This is a genomic window from Lysobacter soyae (assembly GCF_019551435.1).
GTDB classification, from domain to species: Bacteria; Pseudomonadota; Gammaproteobacteria; order Xanthomonadales; family Xanthomonadaceae; genus Solilutibacter; species Solilutibacter soyae.
In genome coordinates this window covers 1,765,445-1,791,676 of the sequence record NZ_CP080544.1, presented here as the reverse complement: position 1 = coordinate 1,791,676, position 26,232 = coordinate 1,765,445, and the positions used below count along the sequence as shown (strand labels likewise).

23 protein-coding genes and 1 riboswitch are annotated in these 26,232 nt (G+C 59.9%); of the genes, 17 read left to right on the top strand and 6 right to left on the bottom strand.

Annotated features, from left to right (window positions below; genetic code table 11):
* Positions 1-129: 129 nt before the first annotated feature.
* Complete coding sequence (locus H8L67_RS08675) at positions 130-1,032, bottom strand: outer membrane protein assembly factor BamD (RefSeq protein ID WP_220379437.1); 903 nt, start codon at positions 1,030-1,032, stop codon at positions 130-132.
* A 106-nt stretch (positions 1,033-1,138) separates the two neighbouring features.
* Here H8L67_RS08675 and rluD point away from each other — a divergent pair, with 106 nt between their 5' ends.
* From rluD to H8L67_RS08660, 3 genes are read left to right on the top strand one after another with little or no spacing between them, the layout of a single operon-like run.
* Positions 1,139-2,149 carry a 23S rRNA pseudouridine(1911/1915/1917) synthase RluD gene (gene rluD / locus H8L67_RS08670; RefSeq protein ID WP_220379436.1) on the top strand — a complete coding sequence of 337 codons (1,011 nt, stop codon included), beginning with the start codon at positions 1,139-1,141 and terminating at the stop codon, positions 2,147-2,149.
* Complete coding sequence (pgeF, locus tag H8L67_RS08665) at positions 2,146-2,895, top strand: peptidoglycan editing factor PgeF (protein ID WP_220379435.1); 750 nt, start codon at positions 2,146-2,148, stop codon at positions 2,893-2,895. Before rluD ends, pgeF begins: the two co-directional genes overlap by 4 nt.
* Positions 2,892-3,422: a DUF4166 domain-containing protein gene (locus tag H8L67_RS08660; protein ID WP_220379434.1), complete on the top strand. Its 531-nt coding sequence runs from the start codon at positions 2,892-2,894 to the stop codon at positions 3,420-3,422. Before pgeF ends, H8L67_RS08660 begins: the two co-directional genes overlap by 4 nt.
* Before the next feature lie 17 nt (positions 3,423-3,439).
* On the opposite strand, the gene H8L67_RS08655 is transcribed toward H8L67_RS08660, so the two are convergent.
* The gene (locus tag H8L67_RS08655) at positions 3,440-4,582 is read right to left on the bottom strand and encodes a saccharopine dehydrogenase family protein (RefSeq protein ID WP_220379433.1); all 1,143 of its coding nucleotides are present in this window, start codon (positions 4,580-4,582) and stop codon (positions 3,440-3,442) included.
* 142 nt (positions 4,583-4,724) lie between these two features.
* Here H8L67_RS08655 and clpB point away from each other — a divergent pair, with 142 nt between their 5' ends.
* Complete coding sequence (gene clpB, locus H8L67_RS08650) at positions 4,725-7,307, top strand: ATP-dependent chaperone ClpB (RefSeq protein ID WP_220379432.1); 2,583 nt, start codon at positions 4,725-4,727, stop codon at positions 7,305-7,307.
* Between the two features lie 21 nt (positions 7,308-7,328).
* Here the strand turns inward: clpB and H8L67_RS08645 are convergent, their stop codons facing one another.
* On the bottom strand, positions 7,329-7,940 hold the full coding sequence (locus tag H8L67_RS08645) for a response regulator (protein WP_220379431.1): 612 nt from the start codon (positions 7,938-7,940) through the stop codon (positions 7,329-7,331).
* Between the two features lie 258 nt (positions 7,941-8,198).
* Between H8L67_RS08645 and H8L67_RS08640 the strand changes: the two genes are divergently transcribed.
* Positions 8,199-10,358, top strand: coding sequence for an EAL domain-containing protein (locus H8L67_RS08640; RefSeq protein ID WP_220379430.1), 2,160 nt, complete (start codon positions 8,199-8,201; stop codon positions 10,356-10,358).
* A gap of 7 nt (positions 10,359-10,365) precedes the next feature.
* Here the strand turns inward: H8L67_RS08640 and H8L67_RS08635 are convergent, their stop codons facing one another.
* On the bottom strand, positions 10,366-11,268 hold the full coding sequence (locus H8L67_RS08635; RefSeq protein ID WP_220379429.1) for a 2OG-Fe(II) oxygenase: 903 nt from the start codon (positions 11,266-11,268) through the stop codon (positions 10,366-10,368).
* A 39-nt stretch (positions 11,269-11,307) separates the two neighbouring features.
* Positions 11,308-11,516, top strand: a riboswitch (cobalamin riboswitch).
* Between the two features lie 111 nt (positions 11,517-11,627).
* Between H8L67_RS08635 and H8L67_RS08630 the strand changes: the two genes are divergently transcribed.
* Together H8L67_RS08630 and H8L67_RS08625 are read left to right on the top strand one after the other, a co-directional pair.
* On the top strand, positions 11,628-13,490 hold the full coding sequence (locus H8L67_RS08630; protein ID WP_220379428.1) for a TonB-dependent receptor domain-containing protein: 1,863 nt from the start codon (positions 11,628-11,630) through the stop codon (positions 13,488-13,490).
* A gap of 64 nt (positions 13,491-13,554) precedes the next feature.
* The gene (locus H8L67_RS08625) at positions 13,555-15,417 is read left to right on the top strand and encodes an ABC-F family ATP-binding cassette domain-containing protein (RefSeq protein ID WP_220379427.1); all 1,863 of its coding nucleotides are present in this window, start codon (positions 13,555-13,557) and stop codon (positions 15,415-15,417) included.
* Here H8L67_RS08625 and H8L67_RS08620 read toward each other — a convergent pair.
* Positions 15,414-16,145, bottom strand: coding sequence for an SIMPL domain-containing protein (locus H8L67_RS08620; protein WP_220379426.1), 732 nt, complete (start codon positions 16,143-16,145; stop codon positions 15,414-15,416). The two genes, H8L67_RS08625 and H8L67_RS08620, sit on opposite strands and share 4 nt — an antisense overlap.
* Before the next feature lie 130 nt (positions 16,146-16,275).
* Between H8L67_RS08620 and H8L67_RS08615 the strand changes: the two genes are divergently transcribed.
* Entirely contained in the window at positions 16,276-16,539 is a 264-nt protein-coding gene (locus H8L67_RS08615; RefSeq protein WP_220379425.1) for an FmdB family zinc ribbon protein, read from the top strand.
* Position 16,540: 1 nt separating this feature from the next.
* Here H8L67_RS08615 and H8L67_RS08610 read toward each other — a convergent pair whose 3' ends face one another.
* The gene (locus tag H8L67_RS08610; RefSeq protein WP_220379424.1) at positions 16,541-17,710 is read right to left on the bottom strand and encodes a GGDEF domain-containing protein; all 1,170 of its coding nucleotides are present in this window, start codon (positions 17,708-17,710) and stop codon (positions 16,541-16,543) included.
* 130 nt (positions 17,711-17,840) lie between these two features.
* Here H8L67_RS08610 and aspS point away from each other — a divergent pair, with 130 nt between their 5' ends.
* From aspS to tolQ, 9 genes are read left to right on the top strand one after another with little or no spacing between them, the layout of a single operon-like run.
* Positions 17,841-19,607, top strand: coding sequence for an aspartate--tRNA ligase (gene aspS, locus H8L67_RS08605; protein WP_220379423.1), 1,767 nt, complete (start codon positions 17,841-17,843; stop codon positions 19,605-19,607).
* Positions 19,608-19,613: 6 nt separating this feature from the next.
* Positions 19,614-20,141 (top strand): GNAT family N-acetyltransferase, encoded by a 528-nt coding sequence (locus H8L67_RS08600; protein ID WP_220379422.1) that lies wholly within the window; start codon positions 19,614-19,616, stop codon positions 20,139-20,141.
* A gap of 48 nt (positions 20,142-20,189) precedes the next feature.
* Positions 20,190-20,909, top strand: coding sequence for a YebC/PmpR family DNA-binding transcriptional regulator (locus H8L67_RS08595; RefSeq protein ID WP_220379421.1), 720 nt, complete (start codon positions 20,190-20,192; stop codon positions 20,907-20,909).
* A 3-nt stretch (positions 20,910-20,912) separates the two neighbouring features.
* A complete protein-coding gene (gene ruvC / locus H8L67_RS08590) occupies positions 20,913-21,434 on the top strand; it encodes a crossover junction endodeoxyribonuclease RuvC (RefSeq protein WP_220379420.1) in 522 nt (173 codons plus the stop codon).
* A 16-nt stretch (positions 21,435-21,450) separates the two neighbouring features.
* Complete coding sequence (gene ruvA / locus H8L67_RS08585) at positions 21,451-22,035, top strand: Holliday junction branch migration protein RuvA (RefSeq protein WP_220379419.1); 585 nt, start codon at positions 21,451-21,453, stop codon at positions 22,033-22,035.
* A 51-nt stretch (positions 22,036-22,086) separates the two neighbouring features.
* Positions 22,087-24,006, top strand: coding sequence for a potassium transporter Kup (locus tag H8L67_RS08580; protein WP_220379418.1), 1,920 nt, complete (start codon positions 22,087-22,089; stop codon positions 24,004-24,006).
* 38 nt (positions 24,007-24,044) lie between these two features.
* Positions 24,045-25,085 (top strand): Holliday junction branch migration DNA helicase RuvB, encoded by a 1,041-nt coding sequence (gene ruvB / locus H8L67_RS08575; protein WP_220379417.1) that lies wholly within the window; start codon positions 24,045-24,047, stop codon positions 25,083-25,085.
* Positions 25,082-25,492, top strand: coding sequence for a tol-pal system-associated acyl-CoA thioesterase (gene ybgC / locus H8L67_RS08570; protein ID WP_255555949.1), 411 nt, complete (start codon positions 25,082-25,084; stop codon positions 25,490-25,492). The genes ruvB and ybgC overlap by 4 nt, the downstream gene beginning before the upstream one ends.
* Positions 25,489-26,232 carry a protein TolQ gene (gene tolQ / locus H8L67_RS08565; protein ID WP_220379416.1) on the top strand — a complete coding sequence of 248 codons (744 nt, stop codon included), beginning with the start codon at positions 25,489-25,491 and terminating at the stop codon, positions 26,230-26,232. Before ybgC ends, tolQ begins: the two co-directional genes overlap by 4 nt.

Below are 26,232 nucleotides of genomic sequence, written 5' to 3'. Positions count from 1 at the left end.
CCGGCGCTGCGCGCCACCTTCTCCACTGCGTGGAGAAGGACAGCTTCTCCCTTCTCCATCTCTGATGAAGAAGGTGCCCCGAAGGGGCGGATGAGGCGCTCTTAAAAGCACCTCAACAGCAACTAACCCTTACTGCGCCTGCATCGGCGGCGGCACATGCTCCACCGTCACCGCGCTACCGCGGGCAAACGGATTCAAACGACGCAACACCGATTCACCACGCGGCCAGCTGCCTTTCAACCAAGGATGATTCGGGTCGTTCGTTTCCAGCACACGCTTGGCATCGGCTGCCAATTGAGTATTGCCAAGACGCGTATAGGCTTCTGCCATCACCGCCACCGCGTCATTGCGGTATTCGGATTCCGGGTAGTTTTCCAACAGGTACTTGGCACGGCTCACAGCGGCCACGTACGCATCGTTACGCAGGTAATGCACCGCCGTACCCAGCTCATAACGCGCGAACTGGTTGTTCAAATAGGCGCGACGCGCGCGGGCGTCTTCGGCATAACGGCTGTTCGGATACTTGTCGAGCACGATGCCGAAATCGTTGTAGGCCTGACGCGGTGCGGCCAAATCACGCGACGACATGTCGATGTCGAACAGGCGTGCCATGAACACCGTATTGCGCGATTGGTTGGCCAAGCCGCGCAGGTAGTACATGTACGGCACATTGCGGTTGGTCGGGTAGGTGCGCAAGAAACGGTCGATGGACGAGACCGCGTCATCGTTGTTGTTGGCCTTATGTTGCGCGTAGGCCATTTCCATCAACGACTGTTCGGCGTACGGGCCGTACGGATACTGCGCGAGCAAGGTCTTGAAATCGTCTTCCGCGGTGCCGTAGTTGCCCTTCATCACGGCTTCGTGCGCCTTGTCATAGAGGACGGCGACCGGGCGGTTGTCTTCTTTGGTCTGCTTCCGGCCGAACAAGCCCTTCATCGTGGTACAGCCCGTGGCAACAACCAGCAGTGCGACTGAAAGGAGGACAGCGCGGACAATGCGCTTGGACGCGAATTCGATGTTGCCTGGGTTCATGGAGGTCTGCGACGCCGTGAATACGGAAAAGGCGATAATACCGCAGGCAAGGGGGCGGACCCCTTCGCCAGAATGAATACACCGTTAAGTACAGGACAGCGCGCGGATGCACGACCCAGACAATGAAACCCATGAGGTCGATCCGGCGGCGACGACGCTGAGTGCCGTCGTGCCGCTGTCCATGGCCGGCAGCCGCTTGGACGTGATCGCGGCCGGCCTGTTCCCGGAATTCTCGCGCTCCAAGCTCTCGGAGTGGATCAAGTCCGGGCGATTGACCTTGGACGGTGCGACCGCGCGGCCGCGTGACACCCTGACCGGTGGCGAGGTGCTGGCCTTGGATGCGCAGCTGGATACGCAAACCCACGCGCTGCCGCAAGACATCCCGCTAGACATCGTCTATGAGGACGCCGACATCTTCGTGGTCAACAAGCCGGCCGGCTTGGTGGTGCACCCGGGTGCCGGCAATCCGGATGGCACCTTGGTCAATGCCTTGTTGTTCCGGGATCCGGAACTCGCCAAGTTGCCGCGCGCGGGCATCGTGCACCGGTTGGACAAAGACACCTCGGGCGTCATGGTGGTGGCGCGGACGATGCCGGCGCTCAACAAGCTCACCGAAATGCTGGCCGAACGCGATGTGCACCGTCAGTATCTCGCCGTGGTGCTTGGCGCATTGGTGTCGGGTGGCACGGCCGATCAGCCGATTGATCGTCATCCGCGTGATCGCTTGCGGATGACGGTGCGCGAAGACGGCCGTCATGCCGTCACCCACTATCGGTTGCGCGAACGCTTCCGCAACCACACGTTGTTGGAGTGTCGACTGGAAACCGGGCGTACCCATCAAATTCGTGTCCATATGCAGTACGCGCGTCATCCGATCGTGGGCGATCCGCTGTACGGCGGCGCCTTGCGACTGCCGAAAGGCGCGACCGACGAATTGATCGAACAGTTGCGCGGATTCAAGCGCCAAGCTTTGCATGCCGAAGTGCTGTCATTCGCGCATCCGGTGCATGGCGGCGAGATTCGTTGCGAAGCGCCGGTGCCCGCCGACATGAAGGCACTGATCGATGCGCTGCGCGACGACGAGCAGCAATTCCAAGAGCGCGAAAGCCGCCGATGAGCGCTTGGATCACGCCGGAAATCGTGCTCCCCGCCGGGGTGCATGTGGTGACGACCCTGCGACATGGATTGGGCGACTCAGCCGCACCCTTCAATCAATTGAATCTGGGTTTGCGTTGTGGCGATGACGTTGCAATCGCACAACGCAACCGTGACGCACTGGCGCAAGCGTTGCAGTTGCCGTCGCCACCGAAGTGGTTGAACCAAGTGCATGGCATTGAGGTGCGCCGGTTCGATTCGGCGTCGAGCGACGGTGATGAAGAGCCTGTCGCTGACGCGGCAGTGACCGCGGTACGCGGTGTCGTGCTGAGTGTGTTGACGGCGGACTGTTTGCCTGTCGCGCTTTTTTCAAGTGAAGGCAATGAGGTGGCAGTGGCCCATGCGGGTTGGCGCGGTCTCGTCGCCGGCGTGTTGGAAAACACCGTGGCGTCGATGCAGACACGGCCCGGGGATTTGATCGCTTGGATGGGGCCGGCCGCGGGGCCATGCATTTACGAGATCGGAACGGAAGTCCGTGATGCGTTTCTCGCTGCGGACGAAATGGCCGCCGAATCATTCCGCGCCACACGACCCGGACATTGGAAAGTGGATTTGTACGGATTGGCGCGCAAACGCCTGCATCGCGCCGGTGTGCTTGCCGTGCATGGCGGCGACCGTTGCACCATCAGCGAGCCCGATTCTTTCTTTTCCCATCGTCGCGATGCACGCACCGGTCGAATGGCGACGCTCACTTGGATGGATCCGTGAACGCCTCCCTGTTTCAGCGCATTTTAGGCGCCGAGTTTTTCCATTTGGCGCCGGCCGTTAAAAGTCTGCATCTACGTCAGGGTGAATTTGCCTACGCTGGCAGGGTCTACATCGTGCGCGGCAAGGGTCTGCTCTCGCGTCTGTGTGGCTTGTTCGCCCGTCTGGCACCGGAGATGCACGATGCGCCGATCACCGTGCGATTCATCACGTCACCGCGGAAAGAGGTATGGCGGCGTGATTTCAACGGTTCGCCCTTGGTGTCGACCTTGCAGACGAAAGATGGCCAATTGTTCGAACGCATGGGCCTCATCTCTTTCCGCTTCCGTCTTTATCGGATCGACAAAGACTTGCATTGGGTTGGCCGCAAGGCGCGCGTCATGGGCCTTATCCCGCTGCCTTCGTCATGGCTCGAGCATGTGCGATGCACCGAGTCCGAAGTGGAAGGTCGCTATCACTTCATGGTGGACGCACAGCTGCCTTTCATCGGTCCGCTCATCAAGTACGAGGGATGGCTTGAGCCGGCCTGAAGCACTCATTGTTTCCTCTAAGCCTCGCCCGCGCGAAGCCCTTGTATCTGCGTCTGGATCGCAAACGGCGCCAGTGAGGTCAAGAGTTCATCCAAGGAAAAGAACCCGGTGCATGCGGATGCGCCGCCGCCGGTGATCTCGCCAGCGGCGATTTTTTGCGCCAATACCACGGCCGGTGTGGCCGGAATTTCCGGGCCATCGCCTTCGCGCGCAATGATGGTCCAGCGGTAAGTTTCGGCTGCGTCGTTCAATCCGCGACCTGCGACATCGACATACATCACGCCGGTGTCGCTGCCGGACGTTTGCCAGCTTTCGCTGAGTTTCAGAAGAGGTGTGGCGAAAGCCGCCATGCTGGGAATGAGGCCGGCGCGCACGGCCCAGCTTGCCAGCCACAAGCCGAAATGCATGCGTCGCAACTCCAAACCGGCGCGAAAATCACAACCCTGAAGGTCAGGGTAGAGCGCTGGCAACACCTCGAGATCGGGAATATCGCAGCGCGCAAACCAGCGTGAACCCACGCCATCGAAGTGTACTTTGCGCAGCGATTGCCATCCATGCGCAGTCACAGCGCGGCCATTTTTAACTATCTGGAACGGCTTGCCGACGTAACCCAAGATCGCCTCTGTCGTGGCCCGACCGCGCTCGGTATGGTTGCCGGGCGAGATGCCCGCTTCAATGCGCCCAATGCGATTCAGGCGTGCACCCAATTGCGCGACGACTGCGGCGGACAGCCCGGGCACGCTGCTGGCACCACTGATAACCCGCAACCCCAAAGATTTGGCGCGCGCATCCAGCTGCCTGATGCGCGCCACATAGTCGCGACCATCCGCCAGATCAATGCAATGTGCGCCGGCATCCAATGCGGCATTGGGCACACGCAATTCCCGCCCTTGAAACGGGCCGGCGGTGTCGATCACGATATGCGGCTTCAGCGAACGCAAATCGGCGCTGAATCCTGCGGCGTTGGTATCCAGCCTGAGCGCTTCGCAACGCGCTTGCGCGAGCTTGTCGAAGCGGCGAATGAGTGCGTCTGCCTTGGCCGGATGGCGACCGGCAACAAGCACTTCAAAACGCGGGTCTTGCGCAAGACGGGCACTGATGCGTTGCCCGAACAGGCCGTATCCACCTAGAACCAAGACGCGGGTTTGGGATGCATTCACGCAGAAACACCAGAGTGGGGGGCTGCACAAGTGTGCGCGAAAACGCGCATTCGGGAGGGCCTTTTGACGTTGAACTCACCGCAGTTCGCCACCATATGGATTGCATCGCGGCGAAGACGCCGCCCTTTTACAGGTGCTTTCCATGCGAATGGACAAACTCACAAGTCGCTTCCAACAGGCCTTGTCGGAAGCGCAATCCATGGCGATCGGCCGCGATCATTCAATGATCGAGCCGGCACATGTCTTGCTCGCCTTGCTCGATGAATCCGGTGGCGGGACCAAACCCTTGTTGTCACAAGCGGGCGTGAATGTCCCGGTGTTGCGCGAACGCTTGACCGAAGCGCTCGACGCTCTGCCGAAAGTCAGCGGGCAGGGCGGACAAATCACCGTCAGCAACGAACTGGCCCGCGTCTTGAACGTGACTGACAAGCTCGCCCAGCAACGGGGTGATGCTTTCATCGCCAGCGAACTGTTCTTGCTTGCCTGTTTAGAGGAAGGCGGCGCTGCAGGTCGCGCCTTGAAAGCAGCGGGCGGCGACAAGCAAAAATTCGAAGCGGCGATTGAAAACATGCGCGGAGGCGAAAAAGTGCAAGACGAAAATGCCGAAGAACAACGCCAGGCGTTGGAGAAATACACCATCGATCTCACAGCCCGTCATGAAAAGGGCAAGCTCGATCCGGTGATCGGTCGGGATGAAGAAATCCGGCGCTGCATCCAGGTCTTGCAACGGCGCACCAAGAACAATCCGGTGTTGATCGGTGAGCCGGGTGTGGGCAAAACGGCGATTGTCGAGGGTCTCGCCCAACGCATCGTCAACGGCGAAGTACCCGAAGGCTTGAAGGGCAAACGTGTCCTGTCGCTCGACATGGGTGCGCTCATCGCCGGTGCGAAATTCCGCGGTGAATTCGAAGAGCGTTTGAAAGCCGTGCTAAATGATCTGGCCAAGAATGAAGGCCGCATCATTCTCTTCATCGACGAGCTCCACACCATGGTCGGCGCCGGCAAGGCTGACGGCGCCATGGATGCGGGCAATATGTTGAAACCGGCGCTAGCACGCGGAGAGCTGCATTGCATCGGCGCGACCACCCTCGACGAGTATCGCAAGTACATCGAGAAAGACGCGGCGCTCGAGCGACGTTTCCAAAAGGTGTTCGTCGGCGAGCCGTCGGTGGAGGACACCATCGCGATCCTGCGCGGTTTGAAGGAAAAATACGCGGTCCATCATGGCGTGGAGATCACGGATCCGGCCATCGTGGCGGCTGCAACGCTGTCCAATCGCTACATCGCCGATCGTCAGCTGCCTGACAAGGCCATTGATCTGATGGACGAGGCCGCGTCGCGCATCCGCATGGAGATCGATTCCAAGCCGGAGGAATTGGACCGCAAAGAGCGCCGCCTGATCCAACTCAAAATCCAGCGCGAAGCCCTGAAAAAAGAGAAAGACGACGCCTCGAAACAACGCCTGGCGGATCTGGAAGCGGATATCGCAACGCTTGAGCGCGAGTTCGACGATTTGAATGAAGTGTGGAAGGCCGAAAAGGCCATGGTGCAGGGCGCCACCAAGATCAAGGAACAAATCGAAACCGCCAAAGCGCAGTTGGAGTCGGCGCAGCGTACGCAAGACTTCGCGCGCATGAGTGAAATCCAGTACGGCACGTTGCCGCAACTCGAAGCGCAATTGAAGGCCGCTCAAGAGGTCGAAACCTCGGGCTTCAAATTGCTGCAAGACAAAGTGACCGCCGAGGAAATCGCCGAAGTGGTTTCGCGCTGGACGGGTATTCCCGTGAGCAAGATGCTTGAGGGCGAGCGGGACAAGCTGCTGCGCATGGAAGCGCAATTGCACACCCGCGTGGTCGGGCAGGAGGAGGCGATCAAGGTGGTCAGCGATGCCGTCCGGCGTTCGCGTGCAGGATTGTCGGATCCCAACCGGCCGAGCGGCTCATTCCTGTTCCTCGGGCCTACCGGTGTCGGCAAGACCGAGCTCACCAAGGCGCTCGCCGAATTCTTGTTCGATTCCAGCGACGCCATGGTGCGCATCGACATGAGCGAGTTCATGGAGAAACACAGCGTCTCGCGCTTGATCGGCGCGCCGCCGGGCTATGTCGGTTACGAAGAAGGCGGTTATCTGACCGAAGCCGTGCGTCGCCGCCCGTATAGCGTGATCTTGTTGGACGAAGTGGAGAAGGCGCATCCGGATGTGTTCAACATCCTGCTGCAGGTGCTCGACGACGGCCGCCTCACCGACGGGCAAGGGCGCACCGTGGATTTCCGCAACACCGTGATTGTCATGACCTCCAATCTCGGCTCGCATCAAATCCAGGAATTGGCGGGCGATGACTCAGCCGAGGCCTACGTGCAAATGAAAGCGGCGGTGATGGGCGTGGTGCAAGCGCATTTCCGTCCGGAATTTATCAACCGGCTTGACGATATCGTGGTCTTCCATCCCCTGACCAAGGACGAGATCAAGTCGATCGCACGCATCCAGCTGCGCGGCTTGGAAAAGCGTCTGGCCGAACGCGGCCTCAGCCTCGCGCTCAGCGACAAGGCCTACGAACTGTTGGGCAATGTCGGCTTCGATCCGGTGTACGGCGCACGACCGTTGAAGCGGGCGATTCAACAGCAGATCGAGAACCCCCTGGCCTCACAAATTTTGCGAGGCGACTTCGGCAATGGCGACGTGGTGCACGTCGACGCCGAAGGGGGTCAATTGGTCTTCAAAAAGTAAGGATGCCCATTCGGGGCGCGATCAAAGCGCCCCGAAATTCGGCCTCATCTCATCGCCGTCTTGCGGATCGGGCAGCACGCGTTCGCCGTCATCCACTAGCAAATGCTCTTGTGGTGCGCTGCGCTTGTGCAGTCGACCTTCTTGAACAAGTTTCTGGATGACCGAAAACACTTCGACGCGACCGAAGGGCTTCTTCATGAATTCATCGGCACCGATGCGCTTCACATAAAACTGTTCGGTCGCCATCGCGTTGCCGCTGATCATGATGACCGGCGTCGTGGCAGTTTCTTCTTGCTTGCGGAAATGACGCAAGGCGTCGAAGCCGCTCATGCCTGGCAAGACCACATCTAGAAAAATCAGCTCGGGCTTTTCGGTGCGTGCCAGTGCGAGGCCGGATTCCGCATCGCCTGCGGACAGCACCTGATATTGGTTTTGCTCCAGCATGCGGCTCAGCACATTGACGATCGTCAGCGAGTCATCAATGACCAGGACTTTCATGCCGATCTCGGCTTCTTCCCGGGCCACAGCCCGCCGGTCGGTGGACGCAGGTGATCGCGGGTCCGCGGCGGCTTCCGGCTGAACCTCGCCGTTCGGCGTCCCCAACATCCGCTTCAGAAAATCCAGTGTTGCCATGTGTAAAGCCCTCCCTGCCGCAAAGAGTACGCCGTCGAGCGCCGGTTTGTCACTGAATGTGCAAATGCAGCAATACGGAGGCTTGCAATTTGCCGGAGTGCACGTGAATACTGGACGCGAGAGAAGTGGCGCATTGCCCTGCGCTCGCCATCTGGAGAAGATCGGATCGTGAAATTGGACAGGGCCCTGCTTCCGCGAAGCTGGGTAGCCACCGCGCTCATTTTGGGCGCCATTGGTATCGTGCTACAGAACGTACCCATGCCCTATGTTTGGGCCCATGGCGATGTCAGCGACAGCGCATCGCTCATGCATCTGCATACGGGCTTCGGCTTGGTGATCGCGATGTTGTTTCGCGACATCCGCGTGGTGGTGAGCTATTTCGTCCTTTTGTTTGCCGGTTGGCTGTTTCGGGCCTACACATCCGGCTATGCGTTCAATGAGGTCTGGCCCGGTCTGGTGGACCTGGCGGTCATGATCGTCTGGTCACGCTTCTGCGCCCACTTGATGGGCTGGCCGCGCCCGCCGGACAGACGACGAATCGAGCGCACCGACTTGCCGCGACTGGCATTTATTGCCTTGATCCTTTTCCCTTTGGGCGTGGTGGTATCAGGTCTGGTGCGTGCCTTGGTGACACCGGCGGATGAATTGTTCGCAGGCGGTGCACAGGTGGTGTTTGCGCGTTACTTCGGCGTGTTGATCATCACCGTGCCGTTGCTCGGCTTCATCACGGAGTTCGATCGTGAGAAGCCTTACCGCCTGCACGTCCAGCGCGCGCCACACAAACGCGTGTTGTGGCTGCTGTTGATGCTGGCATTCTTGTTGCTGACTTATTTCGTGATCAGCAACATGGATCGCAAACCGGCGCATGTCGGCTCGTTGCTGATCACTGACTTCCGTTACGCCGTCGCCGGTGTGCTGGCGTGGGTGGTGTTGTTCCTGCGTCCGAGATTGGCCTTCGCACTGATGGCCATTGCCATGCTGCTCATTTGCAAGCTGGCCTCCATGGGTATTCCCAATCCGGTGGATACCGTTGCCGTGGCCAATCTCGCCTCCATCGCGTTCGAGGCGCTCATCCTGCAGATCGGCTTGCTTTTTGTTTTTGTGTTCAACCGGGACGTGGTGCTGCAGTCGCGGAAATTATCAGAACAGGCGCATGTGGACCCGGTGTCGCGATTGCCGAATTTGGTGGCATTTCGCGACATCGCCAAAGCGATGCAAAAAAGCGGGCGGCCCCTGGAATTGGGCTATATGTTCATCGATAGCAGCGAAGAATGGACGGCCGGATTCGGGATGGATCTGCAGGCGCGCGTGCAACGCGAAATCGCCCAGCAATTGTCCAATTTCTGCGACCCCTTCGTGGCGGGTACCGGCCAGTTCGTGTTGATGCCGCGTGCCGACGGTTTGACCGAGCGTTCATGGCTGCGGGTTATTCGTCGGGTTGAATCCCTGACGGTCGATATTGATGGGCAGCTGGTGCGTCTTTCGCCTTACCTCGGCGTGGCCGCCGTCAAAGACGACACCGAGTTGGCGTTGAACAGTGCGTTGCTTGTCGCCTCGCAATTGGCATTCGATGCGCGGCGACGTTACGAGGTGCGACCGCTGTACGACAGCCAAGGTGATCGCCTCGCCGGCGAAGCGCGCACCCGGTTGCATTCTGTGGGCGAGGCGCTGGCCAACATTCGTTCGCGGCGGATTGAACTGTGGTTCCAGGAGATCGTGCCGTCGGGTGTCCGCGCCCATGATGGCCGCCGATACGGTGAAATTCTTTGCCGCTTGCGCAGCGCAGACGGCGAGCTGATGCAACCCTCGTCCTTCATCGAACCGCTGGAAGCAGCGGGTCGCGGCGCCGAATTGGATTTGAGCGTCTGGCGCACCTTGGTGTCCGTACTCGGCGAGCATCACGACGTCGCGTCCCGGTTGCGGCTGTCAGTGAACTTGGGCGGTGCGAGTTTGGCTTCGGCCTCGTTCCTGCGCGATTTCGAGCGCGTGTTGGATGCCTTGCCGGTGTCGGCGGATTCCATTTGTTTGGAAATCACGGAAACCGCGGCCATTTCCGGACATGATGAAGCGCGGGCCGTGCTCGAGCGCGTGCGTGCGCGCGGCTGCCGGATCGCCATTGATGACTTCGGCAGCGGTGTCCAGAATTTCAGCCGGCTGCGTGATTTGCCGGTGGATGTGCTGAAACTGGACGGCAGTTACGTGCGCAATGTGGTGGCCAATCCGAAGGACCAAGCTTTGGTGCGCGCGGCCGTGCAACTGGCGCAGGCCTTCAACGCCGAAACCGTGGCCGAATACGTCGAAAGCGAAGAAGCGGCGCAATGCTTGCGGGAAATCGGTGTCGATTGGTTCCAAGGCCACTTGTTCGCCGAAGCGCGGCCCTTGTCCGAGGTGATTGAGGAGTTGCGGCGCTATCGTTGAGCGCCGCTTACTCCGAAGCGACGTAAGGTCGATCCCGGATCCACATCGTCGCAATCCACTTTTCTCCGGCGCGCACCGGCGCACCGCCATGGAATGACATGCCGTCGCAGCGGCCGTCTTTGTCGGTGTAGGCGAAGTAGGACGCGTGCCCGGTTTGCGGTGAGATCGACAAATCCCCGTAAGGGAAAATGGTTTCGCCGCCGGCGTCGACATCGTTTAGGTAGATCACGAGCGACGCGACCCGTTGACCATGTTTCAAGTGGCGACGTTCGCCCAACGAACCGAGCGCGAAGTAGTCATAGTGCGGGGCATATTCCGCGCCGACACCGTAACGCATCACTTGCAGGCCTTCGCCGTGGTCGGACGGAATGCCGGTGAGCTGCGAAATGCGTTCATCGAGCTTTGCGATCAAAGGCGACTCACCGCGCGAATGCATGACCAGTTCACTGGTGCGCCGGTCATCCACCAAATCACTGCCATCGATCGGGCTGACCACCATCGCCCGTGAAATCCGGTAGCGCGAGTACTCGATGAGTTCTTTGCATTCCTCGGCGGTCATGACATTGGCGAGACCGATGACATACGGGCGTTCGCTGCGGCAAACCACTTTGATGTCGCCGTGGTCGCTTGGAATGGCGTTTTGGGTCTCGGCAAGTTTGATGCGCGCGCTCGGCTCGAAGCCCTCGATCCACGTCGCTGTTTGGTTGGCGGCCTCGGCTTGCAGATCATCATCGAGCAGCGATTCGAGATCGTCGGGCGGGCAATCGAAAGCGATCACGCAGGCGCGTTCGGCATCTTCTTCGACGTATTGGTGCTCGATAAGGAGTGCGCGCACTTCCTCGCGGCTGAAGCCCTCGTTACGGCGATCGAACAGCCATTGGGCAAGCGCTTTATTGATTGGATTGGCCATGCGCGCCATTTTAGCGGAGCCGCGTGTGGCAATTGCGCTAAACTGTGCCCCGCCTCAGGTGACCGCGCATGCGGTTGAAACGGGAATCCGGTACGCGCAAGCCATTCCGGAGCTGCCCCCGCAACGGTAGGCGAGCAGGGTTTTCCCCGCAGACGGACACGGCCACTGTGCGCAGGCATGGGAAGGCGTCCGAAATGCGCGATTCGATGCTCGCAAGCCCGGAGACCGGCCAGGGGATAACCGGACATGCGGTGGGCATGCAGGCGGTGGCCGTGCCTTTTCCGACGTCCCTTGCTTGCACCTCCATGTCTTCTTTCAACAAACATTGCGCCTGCTGCGCAATGCATGGAGTTGTCCTGATGAAGTTGTCTGTTTCCCGCCTGTCCGTTTTGAGTTTGGCCGTTGCCGCCGCTTGCGCCAGCACCCAGGTGCGTGCACAAACCGCAGAGACCGAAAAATTCGATGCGGTGACCGTGACCGGTACGCGTGTTGAATCGGAAAGCCCGGTCGCGTCCACCACACTGATCACCCGCGAAGAGATCGCCCGTTTGAACCCGGTGTCGCTGCAGGAACTCCTGCGCGGTCGTGCCGGCGTCAATATCTATAACCAAGGCGGTGCGGGCAAACTGTCCGGCCTTTCCATGCGCGGGATGGGCACCAGCCACTACGTCTTCATGATTGACGGCGTCAAAGTCGGCAATGTCACGTCGGGTCTGCCGATGATTCACGACATTCCGGTGTCGCAAATCGAGCGCATCGAGATCGTGCGCGGTCCGATGTCGAGCTTGTACGGCTCCGAAGCGATGTCGGGCGTCATCCAGATTTTCACCCGCCGCGCCGAAGACGGCTTTTCGCCAACGGTGAGTGTGGGCTTAGGCACCCAAGACTCGCAACGTTTGCATGCCGGTTTCTCCGGAAAACAAGGCAAAGCTTGGTATGCCTTGAACGGCTCCTATTCGCATACCGGCGGCTTCAATGCCTGTCATGGCGACCCGCTGACCTTCCAAGGTTGCGGCACGATCGAGCCCGACACCGACGGCTACAAGAACGGCGCCATCGCGCTGAGCGGCGGCTACGCGTTCAATGATGCTTGGCGCGCCGAAGCGAATTTGATGTCGGTGGATGCCGAGAACTTTTACGACGGTTGGTTCAACCACAGTCGTGTGCAACAGCAGACCGCCGGTGCGAAGGTACGCTTTTCGCCCAGCGAGAAGTTTGCATTGACCGCATCGGTCGGGCGCAATCGCGATCGTGCACGCAATTTCCACGACACCGTGTTCATGAACGACGTCAACACCCAGCGTGATCAGGCGGCTTTGCAGGCGGACATCGCCTTGGCAGGCACCTTGAGCATTGGCTACGACTGGTCGCGTGACAGCGTCGAGTCTTCGACCAAGTTCACGACCTTGTCGCGTTTTTCGCGTGCCGTTTTCGGTCAATGGATGGGTGACTTCGGCCGCAATCACGTCCAGCTCGGTTTGCGCCACGAAAACAACAGCCAGTACGGCAGCATCAACACCGGCAATGCCGGCTGGGGTTTTGACATCTCGGACGCGTTGCGCATTCGTGCCAACTACGGCACGGCGTTCCGCGCACCCAGCTTCAACGATCTGTACTACCCGGGTTCGAGCAATCCGGACTTGAAGCCGGAACGATCCAAGAGCATGGAGCTCGGTGTCGAAGGTCGTCATGGCTGGGGCCACTGGACGTTGAGTGCCTACGAAAACCGTCTGCGCGATTTGATCGTGTTTGATCCCACCAAGACTTCTGTGGCGAGCCCGTGGGGCCAGCCTGACAACGTGCAGATCGCCAAGATCCGCGGTGTCGAAGCCGAAGTGGGCACGCAGCTCGCCGGCTGGGATGTGAACGGTTCGCTGACCTGGTTGGATCCGCGCAACCGCACGCCGGGCGCGCAATACGGGAACTTGCTGAACCGTCGCTCGCGCCTGACCGGTCGCGTCGATGTCGACAAGACCTTTGGCCAGTTCCGCGTCGGCGCTTCGATCAACGGTGCCAATGCGCGCTATGACGATCCGAACAATCGCGTTCGCCTCGCCGGCTACGCCACCGGCGACCTGCGTTTGGCTTGGCTGCCGACCTCGGACATGACTGTGCAGTTCACCGCCACCAACGTGCTCGACAAGCGCTACGAAACCAGCGCTTGGTACAACCAGGCCGGCCGCGCCTGGATGTTGGACTTCACCTGGGCACCGAAGCAGTAAACCCAGTGACAAAAAAGGAGGGCAGGATGACTGCCCTCCGTTCTTTCCGCGATAAAATAGCGGGATGATCTCCTTCCGAAATTTTTCGCTGCGTCGCGGCGAGCGCCTCCTTTTGTCCGACGTGGACCTGGCCATGCATGCGGGCTATCGCGTCGGCGTCGTCGGGCGCAATGGCGCCGGCAAGTCTTCGCTGTTTGCGGCGTTGCTCGGTGAAGTGGAGCCGGATAAGGGAGATCTGGACGTACCCGGCAAGGCTCGGGTCGCCAGCGTGGCGCAGGAAACCCCGCATCTGCCCGACCCGGCGCTGGACTTTGTGTTGTCGGGTGATGCCGCCGTGCATGCCGCGGTCAAAGCCGAGCGAGATGCCATGCTCGCCGAAGATTGGGAGGCAGTGGCTGAAGCCCACCATTTGCTCGCAGAATTGAACGCCTATGACGGCGAGGCGAGGGCGGCGAAGTTGATGCACGGTCTGGGTTTCCCCCAGTCCACGCACGAGACACCCGTTTCAGATTTCTCCGGCGGTTGGCGTGTGCGCCTGAACGTCGCGCGCGCCCTGATGACGCCGAGCGATTTGCTGCTGCTGGACGAACCCACCAACCACTTGGACATCGATGCCGTGGTGTGGCTGGAAGATTGGTTGAAGCGTTATGACGGCACGCTGTTGGTGATCTCGCACGACCGCGAGTTTCTCGACAACGTCACCACGCACATCCTGCATTTGCATGACGGCAAAGCCAAACTCTATGCCGGAAATTACACCGCGTTTGAACGCCAACGCGCCGAACATTTGCGCCAGCAACAGATTGCCTTCGAAAAAGAACAGGCCGAACGCGCGCATTTGCAAAGCTTCATCGATCGCTTTAAAGCGCAGGCGAGCAAGGCAAGACAGGCGCAGAGCCGCATGAAGCGCTTGGCCAAACTCTCCGGCACGGAAGCAGTGCGCGCCGAACGCGGCGTCCATATCAATCTGCCCGAGCCCTTGAAGCTGCCGAATTCGCTGTTGCGCTTGCGCCATGTGGATTGCGGTTACGGCGAGGACGCGCGCATCCTTCGCGACGTCAATTTCGGCCTCGAGGCCGGCGATCGGATCGGTCTGCTCGGGATCAACGGGGCGGGTAAATCGACTTTGGTGAAAACCCTGGTGGGTGAGCTCGCGCCGATGAGCGGCGAGCGAACGGCGCATCCGGATTTGCGCATCGGCTACTTCGCACAGCACACCGTTGAATCATTGATCGAAGGGTTCTCGCCGATCGATCATTTGAAGGAAATCGCACCGAATGCGTCGGTGCAGGACTTCCGCAACTTTCTCGGCGGCTGGCAATTCCCGGGCGATCGCGCCTTCGAAGTGATCGACAACTTCTCCGGCGGTGAAAAGGCGCGCTTGGCCTTGGCATTGATTGCTTGGACCAAACCCAACCTGCTGCTGCTTGACGAGCCGACCAACCACTTGGATTTGGAAATGCGCGAGGCGTTGGCAGAAGCGCTCAGCATTTTTGAGGGGGCGATCGTGATGGTCTCGCATGATCGACACTTGATCGGCTTGGTGAGCGATACCTATTGGCGCGTGCACGACGGTGTGGTCGAACATTTCGATGGCGACCTCGATGACTATGCGGCCTGGCTGCGTAGCAAACCGACATCGGATTCCGGTGCGAAAACACCGGTAGCCGCGCCGGCTGCACCCGCGCCCGCGCCTGCACCCGCGCCGAAGAAATCAGGCAAACAGAATCCGTACAAGCTGAAAGAAGCCGAGCAACGCGTGGCGGAACTCGAAGATCAGCTCGTGCAGTTGGATGCGCAGCTCGCTCTGCCGGAAACCTACGCCAATGCCGGCGAGCTTGCGCGCTTGTCGGAAGCGCAAGCGCGTTTGCGCGAGCAATTGGAAACGGCCGAAGCCGTGCTGTTGTCGTTATACGATCAGGCTTAGTGCTTCAGGAAATAGTCGACGGTCGTCACCACACGGATCTTCTTGACGTGGGGACTGCCGGCATCGCGATTTTCAATCGAGACCACACCTTGATTCGCCGAACGGATGCCGCTCACAGATGAGCCGGAATCCTTCGCGAATTGCTCGGCGGATTTGCGTGCGTTGGCCGTCGCCTCGGCGATGAGCTTCGGCTTCACCGAATTCAATTGCGTGAAGTCAAACTGCGGGCCTGAGGGTGCCGCATCCTGCCCGCCGTTGCCGCCGAGCACCACGCCCTGCGCCAAGAGGTCGCCGGTGCGTCGCAAGGCTTCCATGGCCTTCTGCACCTTGCTTGTGCGCAAAGTCACCGTGGTCGAATAGCGATACTGCTCCGGCGAACGATTGTCGCCGTAGGCATACGCCCAGCGATCTTCCAAAGACGCCGGCGCAACCGAGATTTCGTCATCGCCGAAACCCGCCTGTTTGAAGAAATTGCGGATGGTTTGCGTGCGCGTTTCAAGTTCGCGCTGCAAAACGCCGAGATCGTTGCCGGAGACGGTATGGGCCAGCGGCCACACGACCAAGTCGGCATCGACGATTTTCTCTGCAGAGCCTTTGACGGTCACAAAGCGATCGCCGCTGCGGAAGTCCTTCAGGCCGTGGCCCACCAAAAATCCGCCGCCGATCATGCCAAGGGCCAAGACCAACGCGGAAATCAGGCCGGTATTTTTCACGTGGACGTCGTTCATGGGCATCAAAGTTCCGGAACACGGCTACCAACATAACGAGCCGGCAGCGACCCGACCGTGAACACGCAGCCTTGAACTGACGCCGCTTCGCCCCCAAACTTTGCAGCGACCCACGTTTCACGGAATGCCCATGCCCATTTATGCCTTCATTTGCACGTCATGCGGACACACTTTCGACAAGCTGCAGAAACTGTCCGACGCCGATCCGGAGACTTGTCCGTCTTGCGGTCAGGCGACGGTCAAGCGGCAGGTGACAGCGCCGAGTTTCCGTTTGGCGGGCGGCGGCTGGTATGAAACCGACTTCAAGAAAGACGGCGACAAGAAGCGCAATCTGGTGGGTGACGCGTCGAGCCCCGCGCCTGCACCGGCACCTGCGGCCAAAAAAGACGATTGAGTCAGTCGGCGTGGCCGCCGGGCGACGCGACGATCCGGTCCTTGCCCTGAGATTTGGCGTCGAGCAGGGCCATGTCGGCGCGATGCAACAAGCCGCGCATGCTTTCGTCGGTGCGGGCACAGGCCACGCCGATGCTGGTGGATACCCGCACGCCGTCCACGTCAATGCGGCGAACGCGCGCCAGCACTTCGTCGGCAATTTCCATCGCCTCGGCCATCGAGTGCCCGAACATCATCAGCGCGAACTCTTCACCGCCGACACGTCCCGAAATGATGTGTCGGGCTTGCAGCGTGGTATCCGCCTCGCGGATGTGGCCGCCGATGGCGCGAATACACATGGCCGCCTCACTCAACACCCGATCACCGAAGGCATGGCCGTAGCGGTCGTTGATTTGCTTGAAGTCATCCAGATCGATGAAGCAGGCGCAGACCGGTGTCTTGGCGCCTTCGGAAAAACGCATGCTGCGGCTCGCCAATTCCATGAAGCGGCGCCGCGTCAACATGCCGGTCAGTGAATCGGTGAACGCCGATTCGCGCATGTTGATGTTGGACAGATAGGTCTCACGGCGCAGGCGATTGCAGGCCCGATACACGATCGTCGCCACCGCACAGATCGGAATCAGATAGCAAATCAGCGACAGCCAAGTGGCCGGCGACGCGCCGGAAAACGTCATGAAAACAAGGGGCGCGGTGATCGAGATCGTCAGCGTGGCCACGAAGGTGCCGGTACGGACCACGAGTGGCGCAATGGTCAGTTGCCAGATCATCATCTGCAAAATCACTGACGGGGTCAGGGCCGGGTATTCGTAGCAGATGACGCCGAGCAGGACGTAGACCCCCAGCATGAAAGCCAGACAGGCGCGTCCGAAATTAGTGATGCGTCGCGATCGGATCATCGCGCCCCACGCCACCAATGTGAAAACGATGGCAGTCAGCACGGCGGGGTGCATCAGAACTTGCCACATTCTCGGACGGAAGTTGTCGTTCAAGGCCAGCAGCGCCAAGGTGGCGAGCGCCCCGAACGGGCCGAGCAAAATCAAAGGCAGGCGGGCGAAGCGGTAATTCGTGCGGTAGTACTCCCGTTGCAGGCCGTCGGGCAGGGCCGGTGGAAAGGCGCGATCCAGCAGCCTCGCCAATTCAACCCGCATCCCGTGGAAAACCCCTTGCAACAAGCCCAACCCCAGCAGAAAAGCCCCCGATAACGAAGGATAGCCAAATTTGGGTCAGGCCGCCGGCTCGCGCTAAAATACGGGGTTCGCTGCCCCCAGGGGCAGTGCCCTGCCTATTCGGAGTTGTCTTTGCATGCGTAGCCATTTTTGCGGTCTTGTTGACGAATCGATGATCGGTCAACAAGTGGTCCTGTGCGGTTGGGCGGATGTCGCCCGCGACTTGGGCGGCGTGTGTTTCATCGATCTGCGCGACCACGAGGGCATCGTGCAAGTCGTCGCCGAACCGGCCGCCACCGAGGGCAATGCCGAGGTTGTCGCCGCCGCCGCCGCGGTGGGCTACGAAGACTGTCTGCGCATCACAGGCACCGTCCGTGCGCGTCATGCGGTCAACGATAAAATCAAGACCGGTCGCATTGAAGTGGTCGCGGAAAAAATCGAAGTGATGAACAAGGCAGAACCCCTGCCATTCCATCATCACGAAAATCCGGGTGAAGAAACCCGTTTGAAATATCGCTACCTCGATTTGCGCAGTCCCGAGATGCAACGCAAGATGCGCACGCGCATTCGTTTGGTGTCGGCATTGCGCCACTGGTTGGACGCGCGCGGTTTCCAGGACATCGAAACCCCGATCCTCACCAAGGCCACCCCGGAAGGCGCGCGTGACTTCCTCGTGCCCGCCCGCATGCATGCCGGCGAGTTCTATGCCTTGCCGCAGTCGCCGCAGCTCTTCAAGCAATTGCTGATGATGTCGGGCTTTGACCGTTACTACCAAATCGCACGCTGCTTCCGCGATGAAGCCTTGCGCGCCGATCGCCAGTTGGAATTCACCCAGCTCGACATGGAGTTCGCTTGGGTGGAGGAACGCGATATTCAAGATGCCGTCGAAGGCATGATTCGCGAGGTTTTCAAAGAAGTGCTGGATGTCGAACTCGCCCAGCCGTTCCCGCGCATGACCTACGCGGAGGCCATGCGTCGATTCGGTTCCGACAAGCCCGATCTGCGGATTGATTTGGAATTCACCGATGTGGCGGAGGCCGTCAAGACTTCCGAATTTAAGGTGTTCACCGATTGGGCGAACCATGAAGACGGACGCGTCGTGGCCTTGCGTGCACCGGGTGGCGCCGCCTTCTCGCGCAAACAGATTGACGAGTACGGCGCTTACGCTGCCAAGTTCGGTGCCAAAGGTCTGGCCTACATCAAGCTCGGTGACAACGGCGAAGTCAGTTCGCCGATTGCCAAGTTCTTCAGTGAAGACGCCTTCAAACAGTTGATTGAACTCGTCGGTGCGCGCAACGGCGATCTGGTGTTTTTCGGTGCCGGCAACTACAAGACGGTGTGCGATTTCATGGGCGCCCTGCGCTTGAAACTCGGCCAGGATTTGGGTCGTGTGGCCTCGGAATGGAAACCCCTGTGGGTGACCGATTTCCCGATGTTCGAATGGGATGAGGACGAGCAGCGTTACGTCGCCTTGCACCATCCCTTCACCGCGCCGGCGGTGGACGACATTGCCGACCTGCGCGCAAACGCGCGTACCGCTGTCAGCCGTGGTTACGACATGGTCTTGAACGGCAATGAAATCGGCGGTGGCTCGATACGTATCCATCGCAGCGATATGCAAAGCGCGGTGTTCGAATTGCTCGGTATCGGTGCGGAAGAGGCGCAGGCCAAATTCGGCTTCCTGCTTGACGCATTGAAATACGGCGCACCGCCGCACGGTGGCATTGCGTTCGGCATTGATCGTATCGCCGCATTGATGGCGGGTTCCGACTCGATCCGTGACGTGATTGCCTTCCCGAAGACCACGGGTGCGCAATGTTTGCTCACCGACGCGCCGTCGCCGATCGCCGATGCGCAGTTGGCTGAGGTCCATATCCAAGTGCGTCCGGTCAGCAAGGACTGAGGGTTGATGAGCGCCGCATTCAACATCCGTCGGGCCGCGTCCGCCGATGCGGCGACGCTCACGCAGTTGTCCAAGGACACGTTTGTCGAGACCTTCGGGCACCTGTATTCGCCGGAGGATCTTTCCAACTACCTGACGCATACCTATACCGAAAAGGGCTACCTCGACGGCTTCAACGAGTTGGGCTACGCGGCGTGGCTGTTGGAAGATGCACACGGTGCGCCGGTGGGTTTTGCCTATGCCGGCCCGGCCGATATCCCGCATGCCGAGGTGCAGCCGGGCGACATGCAATTGCTGCGCCTTTACTTGCGCAAATCCGCGCAAAGCGGTGGTTGGGGCGCCCGCTTGATGGAGACCGCGATGGCATGGATGGAAGCCTCTGCGCCGCGGAATCTGTGGATCGGCGTTTGGAGTGAAAACCTCGGTGCGCAGCGCTTTTACGCGCGTTTCGGCTTTGAGCACGCCGGGGACTATCTCTATCCGGTCGGCGAAACCAACGATCTGGAATTTATCCTGCGCAAGCCCTTGGCTTGAAGCGCAATCGCGTAAAATCTCCGGATTCCCAACTAGTCTGGTTACCCCATGGGTCGTGGTCCTTCGATCGAGTCGCGCAAGAACGCCGTAGATGCACAACGCGGCAAAATTTTCACCAAGATCATCCGTGAGATTTCGGTTGCCACGCGCACCGCGGGCAGCGATCCCGGTGGCAATCCGCGCTTGCGCACCGCCATCGACAAAGGCTTGAGCGTCAACATGTCGAAAGACGTGATCGAGCGCGCCATCAAGAAAGCGTCGGGCGAATTGGAAGGCGTCGAATACGAAGAAATCCGTTACGAAGGCTATGCGCCCGGCGGCGTTGCTGTGATCGTCGACTGCCTCACCGACAATCGTGTACGCACGGTGGCCGAAGTGCGGCACGCATTCGGCAAGTTCGGCGGCAACATGGGCACCGAAGGTTCCGTCGCTTTCATGTTCAAGAAATTGGGCGTGCTGAGTTACGACGCCGGCGCTGATGAAGATGCCGTCACCGAAGCGGCGATTGAAGCGGGTGCCGACGACATCGTGGTGTATCCGGAAGATGGCGCGATTGACGTGCTGACCTCGCCTGATGCGTTCAATGACGTCAAGGCCGCCATGGAAGCCGCCGGTTTGGCGCCGGGCTATGCCGAAATTACCTTGCGTGCCGACAACGACATTGCGGTGGATGGCGAAACGGCGGAAAAAGTTCAAAAATTGCTGGCGTTTTTGAACGACCTGGATGACGTGCAGTCGGTCCATAGCAATGCGGAACTGCCGGCCTGATACGTGACACGCATCCTAGGCATCGATCCGGGATCACAACGCACGGGCATCGGCATTATTGATGTACAGGCGGACGGTCGCGTGGTGCACGTTCATCATGAGGCCTTGGTATTGCTGGCAGCGTACGACTTTCCGGCACGGCTCAAGTTGTTGGCCGAAGGTCTATGGCGCGTGATCGAGACCTATGCGCCGGATGAAGCGGCCATTGAACAAGTGTTTCTCTCCAACAACGCCATGTCGGCGCTCAAGCTCGGTCAGGCGCGCGGTGCGGGCATCGTTGCCTGCGTGACGCGCGGACTACCGGTGGCGGAGTACGCTGCCAAGGAAGTGAAGTTGGCGCTCGTCGGAAAGGGCGGGGCCGACAAAGTCCAGGTCCAGCATATGGTGGGCGTTTTGTTGAACATCAAACAAAAATTGCAAGCAGATGCGGCCGACGCCTTGGCAATTGCGATTACGCACGCGCATGTGCGTGCGAGCGCGTCGCGTCTGGGTGTCGGGATCCGACAAGCATGGTCGAAACGATGAATCCGCGGAGCTTGCAGTGATAGGTCGATTGAAAGGCACGTTGATCCACAAGCAGCCACCGTGGTTGGTGGTGGATGTGCACGGTGTGGGCTACGAACTTGAAGCGCCGATGAGCACCTTTTATGAATTGCCGGAAATCGGCAAGGAAGTTCAACTGTTCACGCACTATGCGCAGAAAGAAGACAGCGTCTCGCTCTACGGGTTTTTGACCGACAGCGAACGACAGCTGTTTCGCGATGTGCAGCGGGTGAGTGGCATCGGCGCCAAAATCGCACTCGCGGTGCTCTCCGGCGTCAGCGTCGGTGACTTCGCACGATTGATCCAATCTTCGGATGTGGCGGCGCTGACCCGCGTGCCCGGCATCGGCAAAAAGACTGCCGAGCGCATGGTGGTCGAGCTGCGCGACCGGAGTTTGCCGACTGCGGGACCCGCCCTGGGCGCCGGGCCGGTGGCCCATGATGCGCTGTCCGAGGCCATCATTGCCCTGCAACAACTGGGTTACAAGCCGGTGGAAGCCGAGCGCATGGCGAAAGCCGTGTCTGCCGAGGGTGACTCACCCGAATCCATCATCCGAAAAGCGCTCCAACAGGCTTTGCGTTAGGCGTACCATGGGCGCTCATTGGCGCCAGCGAAAGCGGTGCAGGGGTTATAAATGGCAACAGTGTCCACAAACGAATTGCACGATCCGAATGCCGGCCACGGCCATGTAAAGGGCGGTTTGGCCGGCTTGGTGATGGGTGCGGTAGGCGTGGTCTTCGGTGACATCGGCACCTCGCCGCTGTACACCATGAAAGAAGCCTTCATCGAACACTACGGCTTGGTCGCCAATCACGACACCGTGTTGGGCGTGCTGTCGCTGGCGTTCTGGTCGTTGATGATTGTGGTGACCTTGAAATACGTCACCGTCATCATGAATGCCGACAACGAAGGCGAAGGCGGCATCATGGCCTTGATGGCCTTGGCGCAACGGACGCTGCCGAAAACGTCGAGATCTGCGTATGCCGTGGGTATTTTGGGCATCTTCGGCGCCTCCTTGTTCTTCGGTGACGGCGTCATCACCCCGGCCATTACAACGCTTTCGGCGGTTGAAGGTCTAGGTGTGGCGGCACCGGCACTGCAGCATTGGGTGGTGCCGATTGCGTTGGTGATTCTGGTTTGCCTGTTTGCCTCGCAGCGTTATGGCACCGCCAAAGTCGGCAAGGTGTTCGGGCCGGTCATGGTGTTGTGGTTCGTCTCGATCGCCGTCATCGGCGTAGTGAACATCACCAAGGCGCCGGAAACTTTGAAGGCGTTGAACCCGGTGTGGGGGATGAACTTCTTCATCGATCACGGCTGGCACGGCATTTTCATTCTCGGCGCCGTGGTGTTAGCGGTGACCGGCGGTGAAGCGCTGTACGCCGATATGGGCCATTTCGGCGCACGGCCGATTCGCTACGCCTGGTACTTCTTCGTGCTGCCTTGTCTGGTGCTGAATTACTTGGGGCAGGGCGCTCTGATCCTGTCCAACCCTTTGTCGGTTTCCAATCCCTTCTTTGAGGCCGTACCCGCGTGGGCGCGCATCCCCATGGTCGTATTGGCCACGGCGGCCGCTGTCGTGGCTTCGCAAGCGGTGATCACCGGTGCCTATTCGGTGGCGCGTCAGGCCATGCAACTCGGCTACATTCCGCGCATGCAGATCCGCCATACCTCGAGCGACACCATCGGCCAGATCTACGTGCCCGGCATCAACTGGTTCTTGATGATCGCCGTGATTGTGTTGGTGCTCACGTTCCGTGATTCCACACGATTGGCAACCGCCTACGGCATTTCGGTGTCCGGCACGATGTTCATCGATACCTTGTTGCTCGGCCTGGTTGCCTATCGTTTGTGGCCGCGCCAACGCATGTGGGTCATTCCCCTCTGCGTGCTGTTCGGCGTGGTCGAAATCGCCTTCATCATCGCCAACGGGGTGAAGTTCTTCGATGGCGCGTGGTTCCCGCTGCTGCTCGGCCTGGTGACATTCACCTTGCTGCGCACCTGGCGTCGCGGCCGTGAATTGCTGCGCGCGGAAATGCAAAGCGAAGGGATTCAGTTGGACACCTTCCTTGATGGGTTGATGCTGTCTCCCCCGATTCGTGTGCCGGGCACCGCGGTGTTCATGACCGCCGACAAGGGCGTCGTGCCGCACGCCTTGCTGCACAACTTGAAGCACAACAAAGTGCTGCACGAGCGCAATGTGTTTTTGACGGTGGAATCCCTGACGGTGCCTTATGCGCACACCGGACAGCGTTTGAAGGTGGTGCGTGTTGGCGATGGTTGCTACAAGATCATCGTCCGTTTCGGTTTCATGGAAACACCGGATGTTCCGCAGGCATTGATGCGTTGCGCCGACATGGGTGAAATATGCATCGATCCGATGGATACGACCTATTTCGCCAGCCGCGAAACGATCTTGGCCAGCGCCAATCGCGGCATGCCGGTGTGGCGCGACAAATTGTTCGCCCTGATGCACCGTAACGCGGCGCCGGCCACGGGCTTCTTCCGCATTCCGTCCAACCGATTGGTGGAATTGGGCGCGCAAGTCCGTATCTGATCGCGGCTGTTGCGACAGCCGCGTGTCACAATCTGACCATGAGTGACGAACGCATCATTGGCGCGGGCGCGACCCGCGAAGACGATCTCAGCGAAGCCAAGATCCGGCCCGCACGGTTGGCCGACTATCTCGGTCAGGCGCCCGTGCGTGAGCAGATGCAGATCTATATCGAAGCGGCCAAGTCGCGTACCGAGGCGCTCGATCACGTCTTGATCTTCGGGCCGCCGGGCCTTGGCAAGACCACACTCTCGCATGTCATTGCCAACGAGCTGGGCGTCAATCTGCGTGTCACCTCCGGTCCGGTAATCGAACGCGCCGGTGATTTGGCCGCCTTGCTCACCAATCTGCAGCCGCACGATGTGCTGTTCATTGATGAAATCCATCGCTTGTCGCCGGTGGTTGAAGAAGTGCTGTATCCGGCGATGGAAGATTTCCAGATCGACATCATGATCGGCGAAGGTCCGGCCGCGCGGTCGATCAAATTGGATTTGCCGCCGTTTACCCTGGTCGGCGCCACAACGCGCGCCGGTCTTTTGACCGCGCCCTTGCGTGACCGTTTCGGCATCGTGCAACGGCTCGAGTTTTACGAGGTCGACGAGCTCACGCAAATTGTGCGTCGCGCCGCCGGCATTTTGGGTATCCATTGCGAAGCGGAAGGTGCGTCGGAAATCGCACGTCGAGCGCGCGGTACGCCGCGGATTGCCAACCGCCTGCTGCGGCGTGTGCGTGATTACGCGCAAGTGAAAGCGGACGGCCACATCAGTCGCGACATCGCGCAGGCCGCACTCGGCATGTTGAAAGTGGATGCGCAAGGGTTTGACGAGTTGGATCGGCGGATGTTGAACGTCATCATCGATTTCTTCGAAGGTGGCCCGGTCGGTGTCGAATCCTTGGCCGCGGCATTGAGTGAAGAGCGCGGCACGCTGGAGGATGTCATCGAGCCTTACCTGATCCAACAAGGCTTTCTGGTGCGCACCGCGCGCGGCAGAATGGCCACGGCCCGCGCCTATCGGCATTTGGGGCTCAAGCCCAAGGCCCCGGCCGCGGATTTATTCGACGCCGGCGAGCCCGAGGCGTGAGTCGTTTCGAATGGCCGGTGCGGGTGTATTGGGAAGACACCGACGCGGGGGGCGTGGTGTATCACGCGCAATATCTCGCTTTCATGGAGCGCGCGCGAAGTGAATGGGTCCGCGATTTGCTCGGTGACCAACGCGCCGTCAAATCCGCGCATGGCATCGTTTTCGTGGTGCGGGCAATGCAGTTGGACTTTCGCAGCCCGGCGCGCTTGGATGATGCATTGACCGTTTCGGTCATGCCGACGGAATTTCGCGGCGCCAGTTTGCTCGTTAATCAAACAGTCGAACGTGACGGTGTAGTGTTGGTCGAAGCGCGTGTGCGCGTGGCATCGGTGGATGCGGATACCTTCCGTCCCGCGCCGATTCCCGTGTCGTTGATAGACACCCTTAAGAATCCGAGGAATGCATGAGTGGATTGAGTTTGCAGGAAGTGGTTGACACGGTGCTGCCGGCGCAGGGGCCGGTCTCTGATGAGGGCATCGATTTCGTGCAACTCATTTTGCATGCCTCGCTCCCGGTGCAGTTGGTGATGGGCATCTTGCTGTTCGTGTCCATTGCGTCCTGGGCGATCATCTTTCGCAAAAAACGCGTGATAGATCGCGCCATGAATGAAGCCGAGGCGTTTGAAGAACGCTTTTGGTCCGGTGCGGATTTGGCCCGTTTGCAGGCAGACGCCGAGCGCAAAGGGGATGCACGCATGGGCATGGAATCGATTTTCGAGGCCGGCATGCGTGAATATCGCCGTTTGCTGCAGCAACGCGGCAACGTCGACAGCCGCATGCAAATCGAAGCGGCGCAACGCGCGATGCGTGCCACCACGGCGCGCGAATTGGATGGCCTCGAGCACAATCTCGAATTTCTGGCCAACGTCGGTTCCATCAGTCCCTATATCGGCTTGTTCGGCACGGTGTGGGGCATCATGATTTCCTTCCAAGGCTTGGCCAAATTGAAAGAGGCCACGATCGCCACGGTGGCGCCCGGGATTTCCGAAGCCTTGATTGCCACCGCCATGGGCTTGTTCGCGGCCATTCCTGCGGTGTGGGCGTACAACCGCTACGCCACACGCGTCGAGCGCATCGCCTCGCGTTACGACACCTTCGCCGAAGAGTTCTCTTCAATTCTTCAGCGTCACTCGCCGCTGCCGGACTGA